Annotated in this window: 12 protein-coding genes; 6 read left to right on the top strand and 6 right to left on the bottom strand. The window is 72.7% G+C overall.

Translation table 11 applies throughout. The annotated features are described in order from the left end of the window. Window positions 1–242: 242 nt before the first annotated feature. Both rpsO and eccD read right to left on the bottom strand, forming a co-directional pair. Window positions 243–533 (bottom strand): 30S ribosomal protein S15, encoded by a 291-nt coding sequence (gene rpsO / locus ACN9M0_RS27110; RefSeq protein WP_056565800.1) that lies wholly within the window; start codon window positions 531–533, stop codon window positions 243–245. A gap of 204 nt (window positions 534–737) precedes the next feature. Further along, window positions 738–2,210 carry a type VII secretion integral membrane protein EccD gene (gene eccD, locus ACN9M0_RS27105; RefSeq protein WP_366041850.1) on the bottom strand — a complete coding sequence of 491 codons (1,473 nt, stop codon included), beginning with the start codon at window positions 2,208–2,210 and terminating at the stop codon, window positions 738–740. A 183-nt stretch (window positions 2,211–2,393) separates the two neighbouring features. On the opposite strand from eccD, the gene eccCa reads away from it, so the two are divergent. Further along, on the top strand, window positions 2,394–6,347 hold the full coding sequence (eccCa, locus tag ACN9M0_RS27100) for a type VII secretion protein EccCa (protein WP_366041851.1): 3,954 nt from the start codon (window positions 2,394–2,396) through the stop codon (window positions 6,345–6,347). A 63-nt stretch (window positions 6,348–6,410) separates the two neighbouring features. Continuing rightward, the gene (locus tag ACN9M0_RS27095; protein WP_366041852.1) at window positions 6,411–6,695 is read left to right on the top strand and encodes a DUF397 domain-containing protein; all 285 of its coding nucleotides are present in this window, start codon (window positions 6,411–6,413) and stop codon (window positions 6,693–6,695) included. A gap of 66 nt (window positions 6,696–6,761) precedes the next feature. Here the strand turns inward: ACN9M0_RS27095 and ACN9M0_RS27090 are convergent, their stop codons facing one another. From ACN9M0_RS27090 to eccB, 4 genes are all read right to left on the bottom strand, one after another. After that, on the bottom strand, window positions 6,762–7,052 hold the full coding sequence (locus ACN9M0_RS27090; RefSeq protein WP_366041853.1) for a WXG100 family type VII secretion target: 291 nt from the start codon (window positions 7,050–7,052) through the stop codon (window positions 6,762–6,764). A 53-nt stretch (window positions 7,053–7,105) separates the two neighbouring features. After that, window positions 7,106–7,444 carry a WXG100 family type VII secretion target gene (locus tag ACN9M0_RS27085; protein WP_366041854.1) on the bottom strand — a complete coding sequence of 113 codons (339 nt, stop codon included), beginning with the start codon at window positions 7,442–7,444 and terminating at the stop codon, window positions 7,106–7,108. Window positions 7,445–7,634: 190 nt separating this feature from the next. Continuing rightward, window positions 7,635–8,897, bottom strand: a complete 1,263-nt coding sequence (mycP, locus tag ACN9M0_RS27080) for a type VII secretion-associated serine protease mycosin (protein ID WP_426404346.1) — start codon at window positions 8,895–8,897, stop codon at window positions 7,635–7,637. A gap of 12 nt (window positions 8,898–8,909) precedes the next feature. Continuing rightward, entirely contained in the window at window positions 8,910–10,454 is a 1,545-nt protein-coding gene (gene eccB / locus ACN9M0_RS27075) for a type VII secretion protein EccB (protein ID WP_426404345.1), read from the bottom strand. Between the two features lie 189 nt (window positions 10,455–10,643). Here eccB and eccE point away from each other — a divergent pair, with 189 nt between their 5' ends. The 4 genes from eccE to ACN9M0_RS27055 all read left to right on the top strand — a co-directional run bounded on the left by eccE (window position 10,644) and on the right by ACN9M0_RS27055 (window position 16,340). Beyond that, window positions 10,644–11,948: a type VII secretion protein EccE gene (eccE, locus tag ACN9M0_RS27070; RefSeq protein ID WP_366041857.1), complete on the top strand. Its 1,305-nt coding sequence runs from the start codon at window positions 10,644–10,646 to the stop codon at window positions 11,946–11,948. Then, window positions 11,948–12,721, top strand: coding sequence for a hypothetical protein (locus ACN9M0_RS27065; protein WP_366041858.1), 774 nt, complete (start codon window positions 11,948–11,950; stop codon window positions 12,719–12,721). Before eccE ends, ACN9M0_RS27065 begins: the two co-directional genes overlap by 1 nt. Window positions 12,722–12,948: 227 nt before the next feature. Then, the gene (locus ACN9M0_RS27060; RefSeq protein ID WP_426404344.1) at window positions 12,949–13,269 is read left to right on the top strand and encodes an SCO5717 family growth-regulating ATPase; all 321 of its coding nucleotides are present in this window, start codon (window positions 12,949–12,951) and stop codon (window positions 13,267–13,269) included. A gap of 191 nt (window positions 13,270–13,460) precedes the next feature. Then, complete coding sequence (locus ACN9M0_RS27055; protein WP_426404343.1) at window positions 13,461–16,340, top strand: AAA family ATPase; 2,880 nt, start codon at window positions 13,461–13,463, stop codon at window positions 16,338–16,340. The last annotated feature ends 51 nt before the right edge of the window (window positions 16,341–16,391 follow it).

The raw sequence follows: 16,391 nt of genomic DNA, 5'->3' as shown, positions 1-16,391 counted from the left end.
CCGTGTGGCCGGGGACGGTGTGCGACGGGGGCGGAGAGCTCGCCTCAGGTGCGGGCCGGTCTTCGATCGAAGCACCCGGGAATTCGGTTCCGGGGGCCACTACCGAGGACCGGCGGCTGGCCGGCGGCTTCACGCTCGTCGTATGGGGTTGTGCGACCAGACTAAGTGCCGATGCGCACTTTGTGCACGTACAGCAAAGGGAGCGGCCCCCTGAAAGTGGGAACCGCTCCCTTCACGGCGTCTTACTTGGCGCCGCCGGCCGCACCGCGGCGGATGCCGAGGCGGTCGACCAGCGCACGGAAGCGCTGGATGTCCTTCTTGGCCAGGTACTGCAGCAGGCGGCGGCGCTGGCCGACCAGGATCAGCAGACCACGACGGGAGTGGTGGTCGTGCTTGTGCTGCTTGAGGTGCTCGGTCAGGTCCGAGATGCGACGCGACAGCATCGCGACCTGAACCTCGGGAGAGCCGGTGTCGCCCTCCTTGGTGCCGAACTCGGTCATGATCTGCTTCTTGACAGCGGCGTCGAGAGCCACGCGGATCTCCTCATAGGTGTTCGTGCGCCCGCGAGTGCCCCTGGTCTAGGTCTCAGGGGAAGCTTCCGTGACTCGACGGGCGAAGGTCCGATGGGCGCAGCTTCCAGAGGCTTCCGAGTGATCTCGGGGGCTTTCCGGGAGCGCGTACACAAACGGCCGTCACACAGCGTACCAGGGCGGCGGAGGGGCCCGTCGCCCGGTCCCTCATTTGCTGGTGAGGGAGCGGACCTGGGTGAAGACGTCGAGCACCGCGAGGCTGAGCGGGACGAGGGAGAGCAGGACGAAGCCCTCGGCCAGGTCGAGGAGCCGGCCCCAGAAGGGCGAGAGGCCCTTCCTCGGGATGATCAGGCCGATCGCGGTGATCAGCGCGGCGCCGGCGGCGACGGCGGCGGTGAGCCAGACCGTCCGGATGTCGAGGCCGCCCCGGTCCCCGTACATCAGGAAGTCCTTGATCAGGTCGGCCGGCGGGTTGAGGGAGAGGCCGAGGACGAGCAGCGCGATGGCGGCGATGCCGGCGACGAGGACGCAGACGACCTGCGAGGTGTACCGGAAGAGGCGGGCGCGCAGCAGCATCGCGAGGCCGGCGGCGAGGGCGAGGAGCTGGCCCCAGACGTTCCCGGCGAAGCCGAGGACGGCGGCGGAGCCGACGACGACGGCCGCGCAGCCGCCGACCAGGCCGAGGAGCATCTCGTGGCCGCGGCGGGCCTGGAGCGCGATGCGCTCGCCGTCGACGGGCTGGGCCTCCTCGCCCTGCTGCGGGTCGGTGGCGAACTCGTCGTCGGCGGCGCTGCGCGGGGCGGCGTAGCCGATGGGGAGGCGGGCGAAGCGGGCGGAGAGGCCGGGCAGGAAGGCGACGAGGCCGATGGCGACGGGCGCGCAGACGGCGGCGGTCTCGGTGGCCGAGGTGTCGGTGAGGATCTCCAGGAAGGTGGCGAGGGTGCCGACGCCGGCGAGGAAGGTGGCCGCGACGAACGGCGCGTCGCCGCTGGGCGTGAGCGCGACGAGGGCCACGGAGGCGACCAGGACGGTCACGCTGCCCAGCAGGAACTGCAGCCGGCCGGGGCCCTGGCCCGGGTCGGCGGCGATGATGCCGGAGCCGGCGATGAGCAGCAGCGGCAGGGCGCCGAGGCCGAGGGCGACGGCGGTCGCCCGGTCCGCGTAGACGCGGGCGCGGACGCCGGCGAAGGCGGTGAGGAGGAAGCCGGCGGCGCCCGCGATGATCCCGGGGAGGCTGTGCATGTCGTGGCGGACCGGGTCGGCGAACCAGAGGACGAAGCCCATGAGGACGAGGAGCAGCACGCCGCCGAGGAGTCCGGCGCCGCGCAGCAGCTCGTCGCTCCACAGGTGCCGGTCGCGGGTGACGGCGGAGGCGACGGCGTCGGAGACGTCGTCGTAGACGGCCGGCGGCAGGGACTGGGCGAAGGGGCGCAGGGAGAGCACCTCGCCGTCGAGGACCTGCTGGGCGGCGAGGGTGCGGGCGCCGTCGAGGACGGATCCGTCGCGGCGGACGAGGTGGTAGCCGGTCGGGGTGCCCGCCGCCTGGGTCTGCCCGGTGAGGCGCAGGATCTCCGGGTAGACGTCGGCGACGGCGATGTCCTCGGGGAGCGCGACGTCGATGCGGCTGTCCGGCGCCACGACGGTGACGCGGCAGAAGCCGGTCGCTGCGGTCGTACTCACGTGTGTGGACCCCCTGATTCGCGGTTGCGCACGATGCGCGCGCCACCCTACCGGGGACGGCCGGTGGGGGCTGCAAGTAGGATCGCCGTCCCATGGGGGAAGTCCGCGCACTCGGCTGCCGACAGGGGTGGCGTGCGGATGCTCCCGCCACGAGCCCGCCTCCAACGAGGGATTGATGCGCCGGTGAGCCAGATCGTCGTCAAACGCCCGCCGAGGTCTCTTCCTCCGGAAGTGCCCGGTGAGGAACTGGTCCTGGAGTCTCCGCCGGAACTTCCGCGGGGACAGCAGGAGTCGGCGTTGATGCAGCTCCTGCCGATGCTCGGCATGGGCTCTTCGGTCGTCTTCTTCTTCATGACGCCGTCGCCGATCATGCGGATCATGGGCACGCTGATGCTCGCGTCGACGGTCGGCATGGCCATCGCCCAGTTCGTGAGATTCCGTCGCGGTACGCAGGGGCAAATGGCCGATGTCCGCCGCGACTACCTCAAATACCTCGCGCAGACCCGGCGTACGGTCCGGCGGACGGCGCGCAAGCAGCGGGACGCCCAGCTGTTCCTGCACCCCTCCCCCGAGCAGCTGTGGTCGGTGGTGGCCGAGGGCTCGCGGGTGTGGGAGCGCCGGGTCGGCGACCACGACTTCGGGCAGGCGCGGGTCGGGCTCGGAGCACAGCAGTTGTCGACCCCGCTCGTGGCGCCGGACACGGCTCCGGTGGACGAGTTGGAGCCGCTGTGTGCGGGTGCGATGCAGCAGTTCCTGGCGGTGCACGGCACGCTGGACGGGCTGCCGATGGCGGTCTCGATGCGCGCCTTCTACCACGTGACGGTGTCGGGCGACCCGGAGTCGGCGCAGGCGGCGGCACGGGCGCTCGTGGCGCAGCTGGTGACGCTGCATTCCCCCGAGGACCTGATGCTCGCGGTGGTGGCCGCGCGGCCCGCGCAGGAGCGCTGGGACTGGACGAAGTGGCTGCCGCACACCCAGGTGCCGGGGCAGGTCGACGGGGCGGGCACGAAGCGCCTGTTCGGCGACGACCTCGGTGACCTGGAGCAGCTCGTGCGCTCCCGGCTGGACGGGCGGCCGCGGTTCTCCCGGGAGAACCAGCCGGTGCTCGACCAGCCGCACGTGGTGGTGGTCCTGGACGGCGGGATGGTGCCGCCGGACTCGCTGCTCGCGGCCCCCGAGGGCCTCCAGGGCGTGACGATCGTGGAGGTCGTCTCCGGCGAGCTCGACGAGCCGCGCGGTGGTCTCTCGGTGGTGGTACGGCCGGGCCGGCTGCGCCTGGAGTCGGGCGGCGGCTTCGCGTACGAGGGGCTGCCGGACGGCATCTCGCTGCCGGCGGCCGAGGCGCTCGCCCGGCAGCTGGCGCCGCTGCGGATGGGCGGCGGGGACGACGACGAACCGCTGCTCGCCAACCTGGACTTCACGGATCTGCTGAACCTGGGCGACGCGGCCTCGGTGGACGTGACGCGGACCTGGCGGCCCCGCTCGGTGGCCGAGCGCCTGCGGGTGCCGATCGGTGTCGGCGAGGACGGCCAGCCGGTCATGCTGGACCTGAAGGAGGCCGCGCAGGAGGGCATGGGCCCGCACGGTCTGTGCGTCGGCGCGACGGGTTCCGGCAAGTCGGAGCTGCTGCGCACGCTGGTGCTCGGTCTGGCGGTGACGCACTCCTCGGAGACGCTGAACTTCGTCCTCGCGGACTTCAAGGGCGGCGCGACCTTCGCCGGCATGTCGCAGATGCCGCACGTGGCGGCGGTCATCACCAACCTCTCCGACGACCTGACGCTCGTCGACCGCATGGGCGACGCGATCCGCGGCGAGCTCCAGCGGCGGCAGGAGCTGCTGCGCTCGGCGGGCAACTACGCGAACATCCACGACTACGAGAAGGCGCGGGCGGCTGGTGCTCCCCTGGAGCCGCTGGCCTCGCTGGTCCTTGTGATCGACGAGTTCTCCGAACTCCTCACCGCCAAGCCTGACTTCATCGACATGTTCATCCAGATCGGCCGCATCGGCCGATCGCTCGGCGTGCACCTGCTGCTCGCCTCGCAGCGCCTGGAGGAGGGCAAGCTGCGCGGCCTGGACACGTACCTCTCGTACCGGATCGGTCTGCGGACCTTCTCGGCCGCGGAGTCGCGGACGGCGATCGGCGTGCCGGACGCGTACCACCTGCCCTCGGTGCCCGGTTCCGGCTATCTGAAGTTCGGTACGGACGAGATGACCCGCTTCAAGGCGGCGTACGTCTCGGGGACGTACCGGACGGGCGGGCCGCGTCTGGAGATCGGGCAGCTGCCGGTGGAGCGGCGGCCCGCGCTGTTCACGGCGGCGCCGGTGCCGGTGGTGTACGCGGCGCCGGACCCGGCCTATCTGACGGCGCAGCGCGCCGAGGAGGACGACGCGCTCGCGGACACGGTCCTCGACGTGATCGTGCGGCGCCTGGAGGGCCAGGGCGTGCCGGCGCACCAGGTGTGGCTGCCGCCGCTCGACCAGGCGCCCTCGCTCGACCAGCTGCTTCCCGGCCTGGCGCAGACGGCGGACCGGGGGCTCACGGCGACGGAGTACACGCGTCAGGGCGGGCTCACGGTGCCGCTGGGGCTCATCGACAAGCCGTTCGAGCAGCGGCGCGAGGTGCTGTACCGGGACTTCTCGGGCGCGGCCGGTCACATGATGGTGGTCGGCGGTCCGCAGTCCGGCAAGTCGACGATCATGCGGACGCTGGTCTCCTCGTTCGCGCTCACCCACACCCCGGCCGAAGTGCAGTTCTACTGCCTGGACTTCGGTGGCGGCGGCATGATCTCGCTGGCCGATCTGCCGCACGTCGGCGGGGTGGCGTCCCGGCTCGACCCGGAGCGGGTGCGCCGGACGGTCGCCGAGGTCATGGGCGTCCTGAACCGGCGGGAGGAGTTCTTCCGCTCGCACTCCATCGACTCGATCGCGACCTACCGGCGCAAGCGGGCGGCGGGCGAACTGCCGGGCGAGGCCTGGGGCGACGTCTTCCTGATCGTGGACGGCTGGGGCGGCTTCCGCAACGACTACGACACCCTGGAGCCGATCGTCGCCGACATCGCGGCGCGCGGTCTGGGCTACGGCATCCACGTGGTGATCACCGCAGCCCGGTACATGGAGGTGCGGGCGGCACTCAAGGACCAGATGCTGGGCCGGCTCGAACTGCGGCTCGGTGACGTCATGGACTCCGAGTTCGACCGGAAGGTCGCGGCGAACGTGCCGACCGGCGTGCCGGGGCGCGGCCAGGTGCCGGAGAAGCTGCACTTCATGGGGGCACTGCCGCGCATCGACGGGTCGAGCTCGGCGGCCGACCTGGCGGACGGCACGGCGGCGTTCGTCCAGGCGGTGAAGGCGAGCTGGACCGGGGCGCCGGCCCCGGCGGTGCGGCTGCTGCCGCGCAGGCTGCCGGCGGAGCAGCTGCCGAAGGGCTTCGAGTACCCGCAGCACGGCATCGCGATCGGCATCGACGAGACGAACCTGGAGCCGGTGTTCGTCGACTTCGAGTCGGATCCGTTCTTCCTGGTCTTCGGCGAGAGCGAGTCTGGCAAGACGGCGCTGCTCCGGCTGATCGCCAAGCAGCTGTGCGAGCGGTACTCGCCGGACCAGGCGCGGATCGTGGTGGGTGACTACCGGCGGACGATGCTGGAGGCCGTGGCGCCCTCGCACCTCCTGGAGTACGCGCCGATGGCCTCGGCCATGCAGATGCACATGGACGCGATCAACACGGTGATGACGAAGCGGGCGCCGAAGCCCGACATCACGCCGCAGCAGCTGCGGGACCGCAGCTGGTGGTCGGGTCCGCAACTGTTCGTCATCGTCGACGACTTCGAGCTGGTGGCCACCAACTCGGGGAACCCGCTGGCGGTCCTGGTGGAGAACCTGCCGTTCGCGCGGGACGTCGGCATCCGGTTCATCGTGGCGCGCAGCCAGGCGGGTGCCTCCCGGGCGATGTACGAGCCGTTCATGCAGCGGGTGCGGGAGCTGGGCGCGCAGGGCGTGATCCTCTCCGGCGATCCGCAGGAGGGCGACATCCTGGGCAGCGTCCGGGCGCGGCCGATGCCTCCGGGCCGGGGCACGTTCGTGTCGCGGAAGCGCGGGACGCCGCTGGTGCAGCTGGGCTGGCTGCCGGAACAGCACTGAGCGGAGCGGTCCCTCCCACTACTGTGGGAGGGACCGCCGTACCACCGCGAAGGGAACGCGCCGATGACCGACGCCCACGAGACCATCACCGAGAGCGCGGACGCCGCTCTGGCCGCTGAGAAGCAGCGCCAGAAGGAGGAGCTGTACGCGCTCGACATCTCCGGCGTCGAGTGGGAGGGCGCCCCGGGGACGAGCCCGGACGAGGAGCGCGTGGAGATCGCGCGGCTGCCCGAGGGCGCGGTGGCGATGCGCTCGTCCCTCGACAAGGAGACGGTGCTGCGCTACACGAAGGCCGAGTGGGACGCGTTCGTGCTGGGGGCCCGTGACGGCGAGTTCGACCTGCGCTGACCGCGGGTACGCGTGAGGGGGTGGCCCGTCGGAACGGGCCACCCCCTCACGCGCGTTCGCGGGGACTCACATCATGCGGAAGCGAGCCGCGTTGCCCTTGTCGGTGTCCTGGTAGCCGGAGACCGACTCGTCGAGGAGCCGGGCGATGCGCGCCAGGTCCTGGTTCATGCCGGCCATGTCGCGGGTCAGGCGGTCCTGGCTCTCGCGGTAGGCGATCTTCGCTTCACCTTCCCAGTTGGAGGCGACGCGGTTGACCTCGGCCATGAGGTCGTCGAGCTTCTGGCTCAGCGTGCTGGAGGTGAGGCGGGTGTCGGCCGCCGCCTGCGTCACGGTGTCGTAATTGACCGCAGTGGTCATGGTGATGACTCCTGGAGTGAGAGTGGCGCGGAGGACTGGTCGGGTCGGACGGCTCAGGCCATGCCGAGGATGGCGCTCTGGCCGCCCGAGCTGTTGTCCATCTGACGGAAGGACCGCAGACGGTCCTCCTCCTCCTGCGTGAACCCGTCGGCGCTCATGCGCATGATCTCCTCGAGCTTCGAGAGCTCGGCACGCATGTTGCGCAGGCGCTGGTTCAGGTCGTTCTGGACCCGGTCGTACTCCTTGCTCGCAGCGCCCTGCCAGCCCGCCTGGATGCGGTCCACCACGCCGTTGAGGGAGGTGATGCGGGCCTGGAGCTCGTCGGAGAAGTCCTGGATCCGGCCGGCGAGCTTGACTTGTTCGGCACTGGTTACGTTCAGGTCTTTCGACATCTTGCCCCTTCTTCCTTCGGTGGCTGCGACGGACGGGCCGTCGGGCCTTCCGGTCGTGATGCGGACGGGAATCTTCTGATGCCGCCCCCGTGCTGGGTTCGCACTGCCGTGCCCCCAGCGGTCACTGTAGCCATTGACGGCGACAGTTCCAACTGCAAAGGAAGGTCCCGATACTTGACCGATACGCGCGTCACCGGGCCTCCCTCCTGCGGCGGCTGTCGCGGATCACGGTGGCCGTCCCGGCGACGACGGCCACCAGGACACCTCCGATCCCCAACGTGTAGGTGGCGAGCCGTTCGGAGCGCTCCTGGGGCGTCTCCGACAGCGCCAGACGGGCCGGCTCGGGAGCCGGCGGCTTGGGCGGGCCCGGGTCGGGCACGGGCGAGGAGGGCGGCGTCCCGGGGAAGTCGGCGAGCGCCCTGACCGGGTCGACGACACCCCAACCGACGTGGTCGTCCCGGCCGTTGATCGAGCGGACGGCGGTCTGCTCGATCCGGGCGACGATCTGGGCCGCGGTCCACTTCGGGTACTTGGCGCGGAGCAGGGTGGCGACGCCGGCGACGTACGGGGCGGAGAAGCTGGTGCCGTTGTCGACGCACTGGCCGCCGCCGGGGACGGTGGAGACGATGTCGACGCCGGGCGCGGCGACGCCCACCATGGGGCCGGACTGGGAGAAGACGGCGCGTTCGTTGTTGCGGTCCGAGGAGGCGACGGCGAGGACGCCGGGGAAGGCGGCCGGGTAGGTCTTCTTGCGGGCGCCGTCGATGCCGTCGTTGCCGGCGGAGGCGACGACGACGACGTCGTTCCCGATCGCGCGGGCCACGGCCTTGGCCATGGGCGAGTCGGGGCCCAGCGGCTGGGTGGTGTCCTGCGAGATGTTGATGACCTTCGCGCCCTCCAGGACGGCGTGGTCGATCGCCAGGGCCATCGTGTCGGACTTGCCGCTGTTCTTCTCGTCGTTCTGCCGGATCGGGATGATCTTGGCCTCGGGGGCCAGGCCGACGAACCCGGTGCCGTTGCGGGGGCGGGCGGCGATGATGCCGGCGACCTTGGTGCCGTGACCGACCTCGTCGACGGTGCCGTCGGTCTTGCCGCGCTTCTCGTCGCCGTAGGACGGGTTCTTCTTGTCGGGCTTGAGGTAGTCCTTGCCCGCCTTGGCGTCGACGGCTTCGCGCAGCTGCGGATTGACGTCGTCGACTCCGGTGTCGATGACGGCGACCCGGACGCCCTTGCCCTTGGTGTCCTGCCACAGCTCGTCCAGGAGGACCCGCTGGAGCGGCCAGGGGGTGCCCTCGATCTGCTTCTTCATGGGGAAGGTGCACTCGCCGCTGCCGTCGAGGGCCGGGCCGTCGTGGCCCGCCCGATCGGGGGCGGCGGCCGCGGCGGGAGCGGTCAGCAGGGCCGTGAGGGTGCCCGCGGCGAGCAGGGCGACCGTACGGTACGTCGTCGTCACCGGTGCCACCCCCTAGGAACCCTGCGGCTGACGCGCGCTGTTGGTGTCGAGCCGGGGGCCCTTCGACAGGAACTCCGACCATTCGATCGGGACGAGGACCGGCACGACCTTCTCGTACCCGAGACGCTTCTGGGCGTCGCTGGGTTCCGGCCGGTCGTCGGTCTGCTTCTGCCCGCCGGCGCCGATCTCGGAGCGGGCGGAGTCGCTGTCGCCGTTGGCCTGGACGGCGTACCGCAGACCGGTGTCGGTGACCAGGAAGAGGGAGCCGTCGGGCGTCTTCTGCCGGCCCTGGATCTGCGTGTAGAGGAGGCCGGTGCCGGGGGTGACGTACGTGCTGGTGCCGCCGGCCGTGATGTCGGCGGGGTACTCGGTGCCGGCCCAGGTGGTGACCTTGGTGTTCCCCTTCTCGTCGACGTCGTCGAGGACGCTGCAGACGGTGTCGCGGGCGCCCACGCCGGTGGTCGCATTGACCTGTTGGGGCTTCCACGCCGTCGGCCAGTGGGCGCCGGCGTGGAAGAAGGTGGGGTCGGGGACGAAGGAGGAGGCGTCGACGGTGGTGGGCTCGCCGTCCATGTCGAGGCTGCCGGAGTCAGGGGAGCTGATGAGCAGCCAGGCGATGAAGGGGGTGACCGGCTGGACCTTGCCGGGCAGCACCACGTAGTACTGGGGGCCGGAGCCGGTCTGGGCGAGGAGGACCAGGCCGACGCGGTTCTCGGTCCCGTTGAGGTTGCTGCCGGGGATGTCGGTGGCGGAGCCGACGGTCCCCTCGATCTTCGGGAAGTCGATCTCGTCGCCGGTCTTCAGGGTGGCGAGCCAGTCGTCGGTGACGGCCTGCGGCTTGCCGAGACCGACGAGGGCGTTGAGGAGCCCGGGGCGGTCGGCCTTCACCGGGTACTTGGTGCCGGTGTGGTCGACGAGGAACTGGGCGTTCCCCTTCTGTCCCTTGACGTAAAGGATCTTGCCGTTCTTCAGCTCGTGGCCGTCCTCGGTCCGCTTCATGTCGCGCCGGGCGAAGAGGAACGTCGCCTTCTGGACACTGGCGCCCTTGCCGCCCCCGGGCTGCTCGCAGACGGCCCAGCGCTTCTTCGTGCCCGCGTCGTCCGCGACGGGCAGCCGGTCGGGGGCGTACGGGATGCCGAGGATGGGGCCGCGCGGCGGCGTGCCCTCGTCGAGCTTCTTGTCGTCGACCTGGATGACCTGGAACTGGTCCGGGTTGAGCAGGAGCCGGGCGGAGGCGAGGTTGAGGACGGGGTGGAGCAGGGCCTTCGCGTCCTTGCCCTTGCCGGTCTCCAGGACGACGTACCGGGTCGTCGACTGCTTGCCGACGATGACCCGGGTGCCGGGGGTGTCCCAGCCCTTGGGTGCGGTGGGCTTGAACATGCCCCAGGCGCCGAATCCGGCGACCACGAGCGCGGAGACGATCAGACCCGGGATGACCGCCTTCAGCGGCTTCGGCGCCCCCTCCTCCGTACCGGAGGGCGAGGGTTGGAGGAATGCCGCCACCGTGCGCTTCTTCGCAAAGGTGTACGCGTTGAGCTCGTCCCGCCGCGATGCCATGAGTCCCCATTCTCGTCAGGCGCGATCTTCGCGCGGGGCTCCTGGGGTGTGCACCCGGGCCCCGGCCTTCGGACCGGCCCCCTACTATGCCTGCTGTCCCGTGGGGTTCGTGGGGCGGGTAGGGTGATCCGGCCGCCAAAGCCCTGGCGGGCCAGGGTCATCGGGACGAATTGAGGGGGATTCTCCATCATGGCTTCCGCGAGGCGGAGGCGGTCGGCCGCGGCCGCTGCCTCCACACCCCCGTCCACGGGGCCCGTCCCCGCGGTCTCACCGAGACTCCAGGCACGCCCTGGACACTTCGGTTCGTTCCGATTGCAACAGCTCGTACTGATCGAGGTGGCGGCGGCGCTGCTGCTGCTCGCCTGGGTCGTCGAGCCGATGCTGCTCGTGCCCGCGGGCGTGGTCGCCGTCGTGCTCGTTCTGCTCGCCGTGGTGCGCCGGCACCGGCGTTCGCTGCCCGAGTGGCTGGGCACCTTCCTCGCGCTGCGCGCCCGCTCGCGCCGGGCCTCCTCGCTCGCGGTGCCGGAGGGCACCGAGCCGGGGCTCGCGCCGCTCGTGGAGTGCGATCCGGCGCTGCGGACCTACGCGTACAGCGACCGTGACCGGCGCCCGGTCGGGATGGTCGGTGACGGCACCTTCCTGACCGCGGTCCTGCGGGTCGAGTCGGACGGCACGGCGCTGCGCCCGGAGCGGGCGGCGAAGCCGCTGCCCGTCGGGCTCGTCCGCGACGTGCTGAGCGTGGACGGCATCCGCCTGGAGTCGGCGCAGATCGTGCAGCACACGCAGCCGGCGCCCGCGCCGCACCTGCCCGCGCAGTCGATGGCCGCCCGCAACTACGGGCCGCTCCAGGCGCAGACGGGTTCGCCCGCGGTGCGCATCACCTGGATCGCGCTCAAGCTCGACCCCGAGCTCTGCCCGGAGGCGGTCGCCGCGCGCGGCGGCGGCATGACCGGCGCCCAGAAGTGCGTGGTGCGGGCGGCGGACCAGCTGGCGAGCCGGCTCGCGGGCGCCGGGTTCCGGGCGAGCGTGCTGACGGAGCAGGAGCTGACCTCGGCGCTCGCCACGTCGAGCTGCGCGAGCCCGATGGCGATCGCGCAGGCGGGCCGGGGGCAGGCGCAGGGGCGCCGGACCCAGGAGACCGCGCGGACCTGGCGGGTCGACGACCGGCGGCACACGACGTACTGGGTGGGGCGCTGGCCCCAGTTGGGCGGCCGGAGCGGCGGCGCGGGCGCGTCGATGCCGCAGCTGGTGGCCCTGCTGACCTCGCTGCCCGCGCTCGCGACGACGTTCAGCCTGACGCTGAGCGGCGGGGACCGGCAGGAGGTGACGGTGACCGGACACGTACGGATCACCGGACGCAGTGACGAGGAACTGGTGGCCGCGCGGCACGAACTGGAGCGTGCGGCGCGCGGAGTGAGGACGGGTCTGGTGCGCCTCGACCGCGAACAGGTGCCCGGCATCCTGGCGACGCTTCCGCTGGGGGGTGCGCGCTGATGTCCACCGCCTCCTTCGGTACGTCACCGGCCTCGGGCGCGCCTTCCTCCCGGCGTGCGGGGCGGGTCACGCGGCCCCGGTTCGGATTCGGGCTCGTCGGGCCGCGCCGCGACCGGCACTCCGTACCTCTGGAACAGCTGGAGGCGCTGGCCCTGCCGGTCGGCGACGACGGCATGGTGATCGGCGTGGACGCCGAGGGCCGCCCGGCCGTGCTCGGCATCAACCGGCCCGTCCCGTACGACGTCACGCTCATCGGCGGTCTGTGGACCGCCCAGGTGCTGGCCCTGCGGGCGGCCGCGACGGGCGCCCGGGTGGCGGTCGAGACCGGCCGCGCTCAGGCGTGGACGGCCCTCGCGCAGGCCGCGGGCGGCGGGCAGCCGTGCATCACGCTGCACGACGTGGGCCGGGTGCCGCCGCAGGGCGCGTCGGCGGGCAGTCCGGTGGTCGTGGTGCGCGACTGCGGCATGCGGCCGCCGCGCGGCCGTGTCGTGTCGGCGCCCTGGCAGTCGGTGGTGACGCTGCTGCCTTACCTGAGCCCGGTGGCACCCCGGCTCCTGGAGAAGTCCTCCCTGGTCGGGGTCCAGCGGGTGTCCCCCGACGAGGCGGCCCAGATCGGCCGCATCATGAGCCTGCCGCAGCACGAGTACGAGGCGCTGTCCACGCTCGCCGACGGGGTGACCCTCTGGTGCACGCCGAGCGACCGCCAGTTCGTCATGACACAGGCGACGGACGCCGAGACCGGATTGTTGGGCGGCGCGCGCCGGATGGACTGAGCGGCCTCGCCAGGCACGAGTTCGCTCAAGTGCGTCCGTTTTTGCATCGTTTTGAACGGTGGGGGTTCTCACTCTGCGGCGCGGCCGGACCACTTGGGGCCCGGACCGGGTCGCGGGGGCGGGCGCGGAGGGGCCGTCGGCCCTGCCCGGGGGCGGCCCGTGGCGATTAGGGTGGAAGGGCCCCGCCCACAACGGCACAAGGGTGCTCGACCACACCAGGAGGCATAGTGAACAGCGATCGCGACGAGATCCACGGGGGTTGGAATCCGCCCGCCGACGATCAGTCCGACGCGGATCCCGCCGAGATGACGGGTGAGTTCACCATCGACTACACCCCGCCCGCCTGGTACACGCAGAACGCGTCGGGCGGTACGGGGGCGGGCGGTGCCACTCCCCCGCCGCCGAGCGGAGCGCCGGTCGCCGTGCCGGGGCTCCCGGCGGGGAGCGGCTTCGAGCCCAGCTGGAACATCGCGCCGCCGGCCCGCCGGCGGCGCCCGCCGCCGTTCCCCCGGCCGCCGCTCCCCCGGTGTCGCCCGTTCCTCCGGTGACGCCCGTCGCGCCGGCGCCCGTTCCTGCTCCGGCGGTCGAGCCGGTCGCGCCCTTCACTCCCGCTCCGGTACCGCCGGCCGCCGCTATGCCTCCGGTCGGGGTCCCCCCGGTCGGCGCGCCGGGCGCGCCTGTGGCGGGTGCCTCGCTGCCTGGTGGTGCGGTGCCTGGTGGTGCCGTGCCTGGTGGTGCCGTGCCGCCCGCTTCCCTGCCGTCCGTCCCGGCGCCCGCGCCGGAGACGACCGCGCCCGCGGCCTCGCTCGGGGGCCGGGACGTCGAGAGCGGCGCCACGATGCGCTTCTCACCCGCCGCCCTCCAGCGCGAGGTCGAGGAGCGCGCCGCGGAGAACGCGAAGAACTCCGCCGGGTCCACGACGTCCGGCACCGCCGAAGAGGCGGACGCCGCCGAGCCGTCCGGTGCGACGACGGATGCCGGCCAGGACTCCCCCGCGGCCCCTGACGAGTTCGCCGCCACGGAAGCGGCCGAGACCGGGACCGCCGCCGAACTCTCTGACGAGCCTTCCACGAGCGCCGACGACGAGGCCGTGGCCGTCGACGCGACCGAGCCGACCGCGTCGGACACCTCGGGCGGCGAAGAGACGACCGAGGCCACCGACGACACCACGAGCCCGGAGGTCGAGCCGGCCGCACCCGTCGCGGAGACGGAGACGGAGACGGGCACGGACACGGACACGGACCCGAGTGCGGAGACCGGCCCCGAGGCCGGCGCCGAGACCGCGGCCGCCGCTCCCGGCGCCGTCCCCCTCCCCGCCGCGTACCCGGCCGCCGACGCGCCGCAGGGCTTCGGTCCCGGTCCGGTTCCCGGTCCGTACGACACCGCCGGACAGCAGGCGGGCGGCCCGGCCACCGCTCCGGGTCCCTTCCCCGGCGCCCCGTACCCGGACGCCGCCGCCGCTCCCGGGCCGTACTCCGCGCCGTACCCGCCCGCGGGCCCGCACGCCGGAGCCGCGGCCGGAGCGGGGCTGCCTCCGCTGCCCCCGTCGTTCCAGCCGGCCGCCCCCGAGCCCGCGCAGCAGTGGCCCGCGCAGCCCGCCCCGGGGGCCCAGCCGGTGCCGCCGGCCGCGCCGCTGCCGCCCACCGCCGCCTGGCCGGCCCAGGCGCCCGGCACGCCCGGTCCCGTACCGCCGCAGGCTCAGCCCCAGGCACCGGGCGCCTACGGCTACCCGCAGGCGCCGCAGGAGTCCCAGGCCCCGCAGCCCCCCCAGCCCCCGGCCCCGGCCCCGCAGGGCGGTTACGGCTTCCCGCAGCCCGGGACGCCTCCGCAGCAGGCCGGTTACGGCTATCCGCAGCAGCCCGGGGCGCCCGGCGGTGTGCCGCCGCAGGCGCAGGGCGGCTACGGCTACCCGCACCCCGGAGCCGTACCCCCGCAGGCCGCTCAGGCCCCGCAGCCGATGTACGACGGTCAGCCGCCCGTGGATCCCCGGACCGGCGGTGCCTGGCCCTCGCCGGTGACGCACGACCAGCGGGAGCGGTCCGTGCCGGGCGCTCCGCTCGGCTACAACGCGGCCGTCGAGCTCTCCTCGGACCGGCTGCTTCGCAACAACAAGCAGAAGCCCAAGTCCAGCCGGAACCCCGGGGCCGCCAACCGCTTCAAGCTCGGCGGCAAGAAGGAGGAGGCGGAGCGGCAGCGGAAGCTGGACCTGATCCGGACGCCGGTCCTCTCCTGCTACCGGATCGCGGTCATCTCGCTCAAGGGCGGCGTCGGCAAGACCACGACGACCACCGCGCTGGGCGCGACCCTGGCGACCGAGCGGCAGGACAAGATCCTGGCGATCGACGCCAACCCGGACGCCGGCACGCTCGGCCGACGCGTGCGGCGCGAGACCGGGGCGACCATCCGCGACCTGGTGCAGGCGATCCCGTACCTGAACTCGTACATGGACATCCGCCGGTTCACCTCGCAGGCGCCGTCCGGTCTGGAGATCCTCGCCAACGACGTGGACCCGGCCGTCTCGACGACCTTCAACGACGAGGACTACCGGCGGGCGATCGACGTCCTCGGCAAGCAGTACCCGATCATCCTCACCGACTCGGGTACGGGTCTGCTCTACAGCGCCATGCGCGGGGTCCTCGACCTCGCCGACCAGCTGATCATCATCTCCACGCCCTCCGTGGACGGCGCCTCCAGCGCCTCGACCACCCTGGACTGGCTCTCCGCGCACGGCTACGCGGACCTGGTGCAGCGCTCCATCACGGTCATCTCGGGTGTCCGTGAGACCGGCAAGATGATCAAGGTCGAGGACATCGTGCAGCACTTCCAGACCCGCTGCCGCGGTGTCGTGGTCGTGCCCTTCGACGAGCACCTGTCGGCCGGCGCCGAGGTGGACCTCGACATGATGCGGCCGAAGACCCGGGAGGCGTACTTCCACCTCTCGGCGATGGTGGCCGAGGACTTCGTACGGGCGCAGCAGGCGCAGGGGCTGTGGACCGGTGACGGCCAGGGGGCGATGCCTCCGCACATGGCCCCGCCGATGCCGGGCCAGGCGATGCCGGAGCAGTACGGGCCGGGTCAGCCGATGCCGGGTCAGCCCATGCCCGGCCAGCCGGTGCCGGGGCAGTTCGCCCCCGGTCAGCCGATGCCGGGTCAGATGCCCGGTCAGGCGCCCGGCCCGATGCCCGGCCAGCCCGGGCCCGGTCAGCCCCTGCCCGGCCAGTTCGCGCCGGGCCAGCCGGTGCCCGGTCAGTTCGCGCCCGGGCAGCCGGTTCCCGGGCAGCCGTACGCGCCCCAGCCGCCGCAGCCCGGTCAGCCGTACCCGCCGCAGCCGCAGGCGGGGCAGCAGCCCTACCCGCCGCAGGCGTACCCGCCGCCCGGTCAGCCGATGCCGGGTCAGATGCCCGGTCAGGCACCCGGCCCGATGCCGGGTCAGTTCGCGCCCGGCCAGCCCGCCCCCGGTCAGCCGTACGACCCCCAGGCGGGTCAGCCGTACCCGTCGCAGCCGGGTCAGCCGGGCATCCCGCAGAACTGGCAGCAGCAGCCCCGGACGCACGACGAGGGCGAGGCCCAGCCGGGCCAGGCGCTGCCTCCGCAGGCGCCGCCAGCCCCTCAGCAGTAGGGCGTCACAGGATTAGACCAATGAGGCTCCGTATCGGCTCACCGATACGGA

Source organism: Streptomyces sp. R-07 (assembly GCF_049913175.1).
GTDB lineage: Bacteria > Actinomycetota > Actinomycetes > Streptomycetales > Streptomycetaceae > Streptomyces.
The sequence above is the reverse complement of the archived record's forward strand: the minus strand, read 5'-3'. Positions and strand labels throughout refer to the sequence as shown.

Bases quoted from the DNA above. Each gene is read 5' to 3' on its own strand.
- ACN9M0_RS27095 (WP_366041852.1), top strand. From the start codon at position 6,411: ATGACCGACGCCCACGAGACCATCACCGAGAGCGCGGACGCCGCTCTG.
- ACN9M0_RS27090 (WP_366041853.1), bottom strand. From the start codon at position 7,052: ATGACCACTGCGGTCAATTACGACACCGTGACGCAGGCGGCGGCCGAC.
- eccB (WP_426404345.1), bottom strand. From the start codon at position 10,454: ATGGCATCGCGGCGGGACGAGCTCAACGCGTACACCTTTGCGAAGAAG.
- eccE (WP_366041857.1), top strand. From the start codon at position 10,644: ATGGCTTCCGCGAGGCGGAGGCGGTCGGCCGCGGCCGCTGCCTCCACA.
- ACN9M0_RS27085 (WP_366041854.1), bottom strand. From the start codon at position 7,444: ATGTCGAAAGACCTGAACGTAACCAGTGCCGAACAAGTCAAGCTCGCC.
- ACN9M0_RS27065 (WP_366041858.1), top strand. From the start codon at position 11,948: ATGTCCACCGCCTCCTTCGGTACGTCACCGGCCTCGGGCGCGCCTTCC.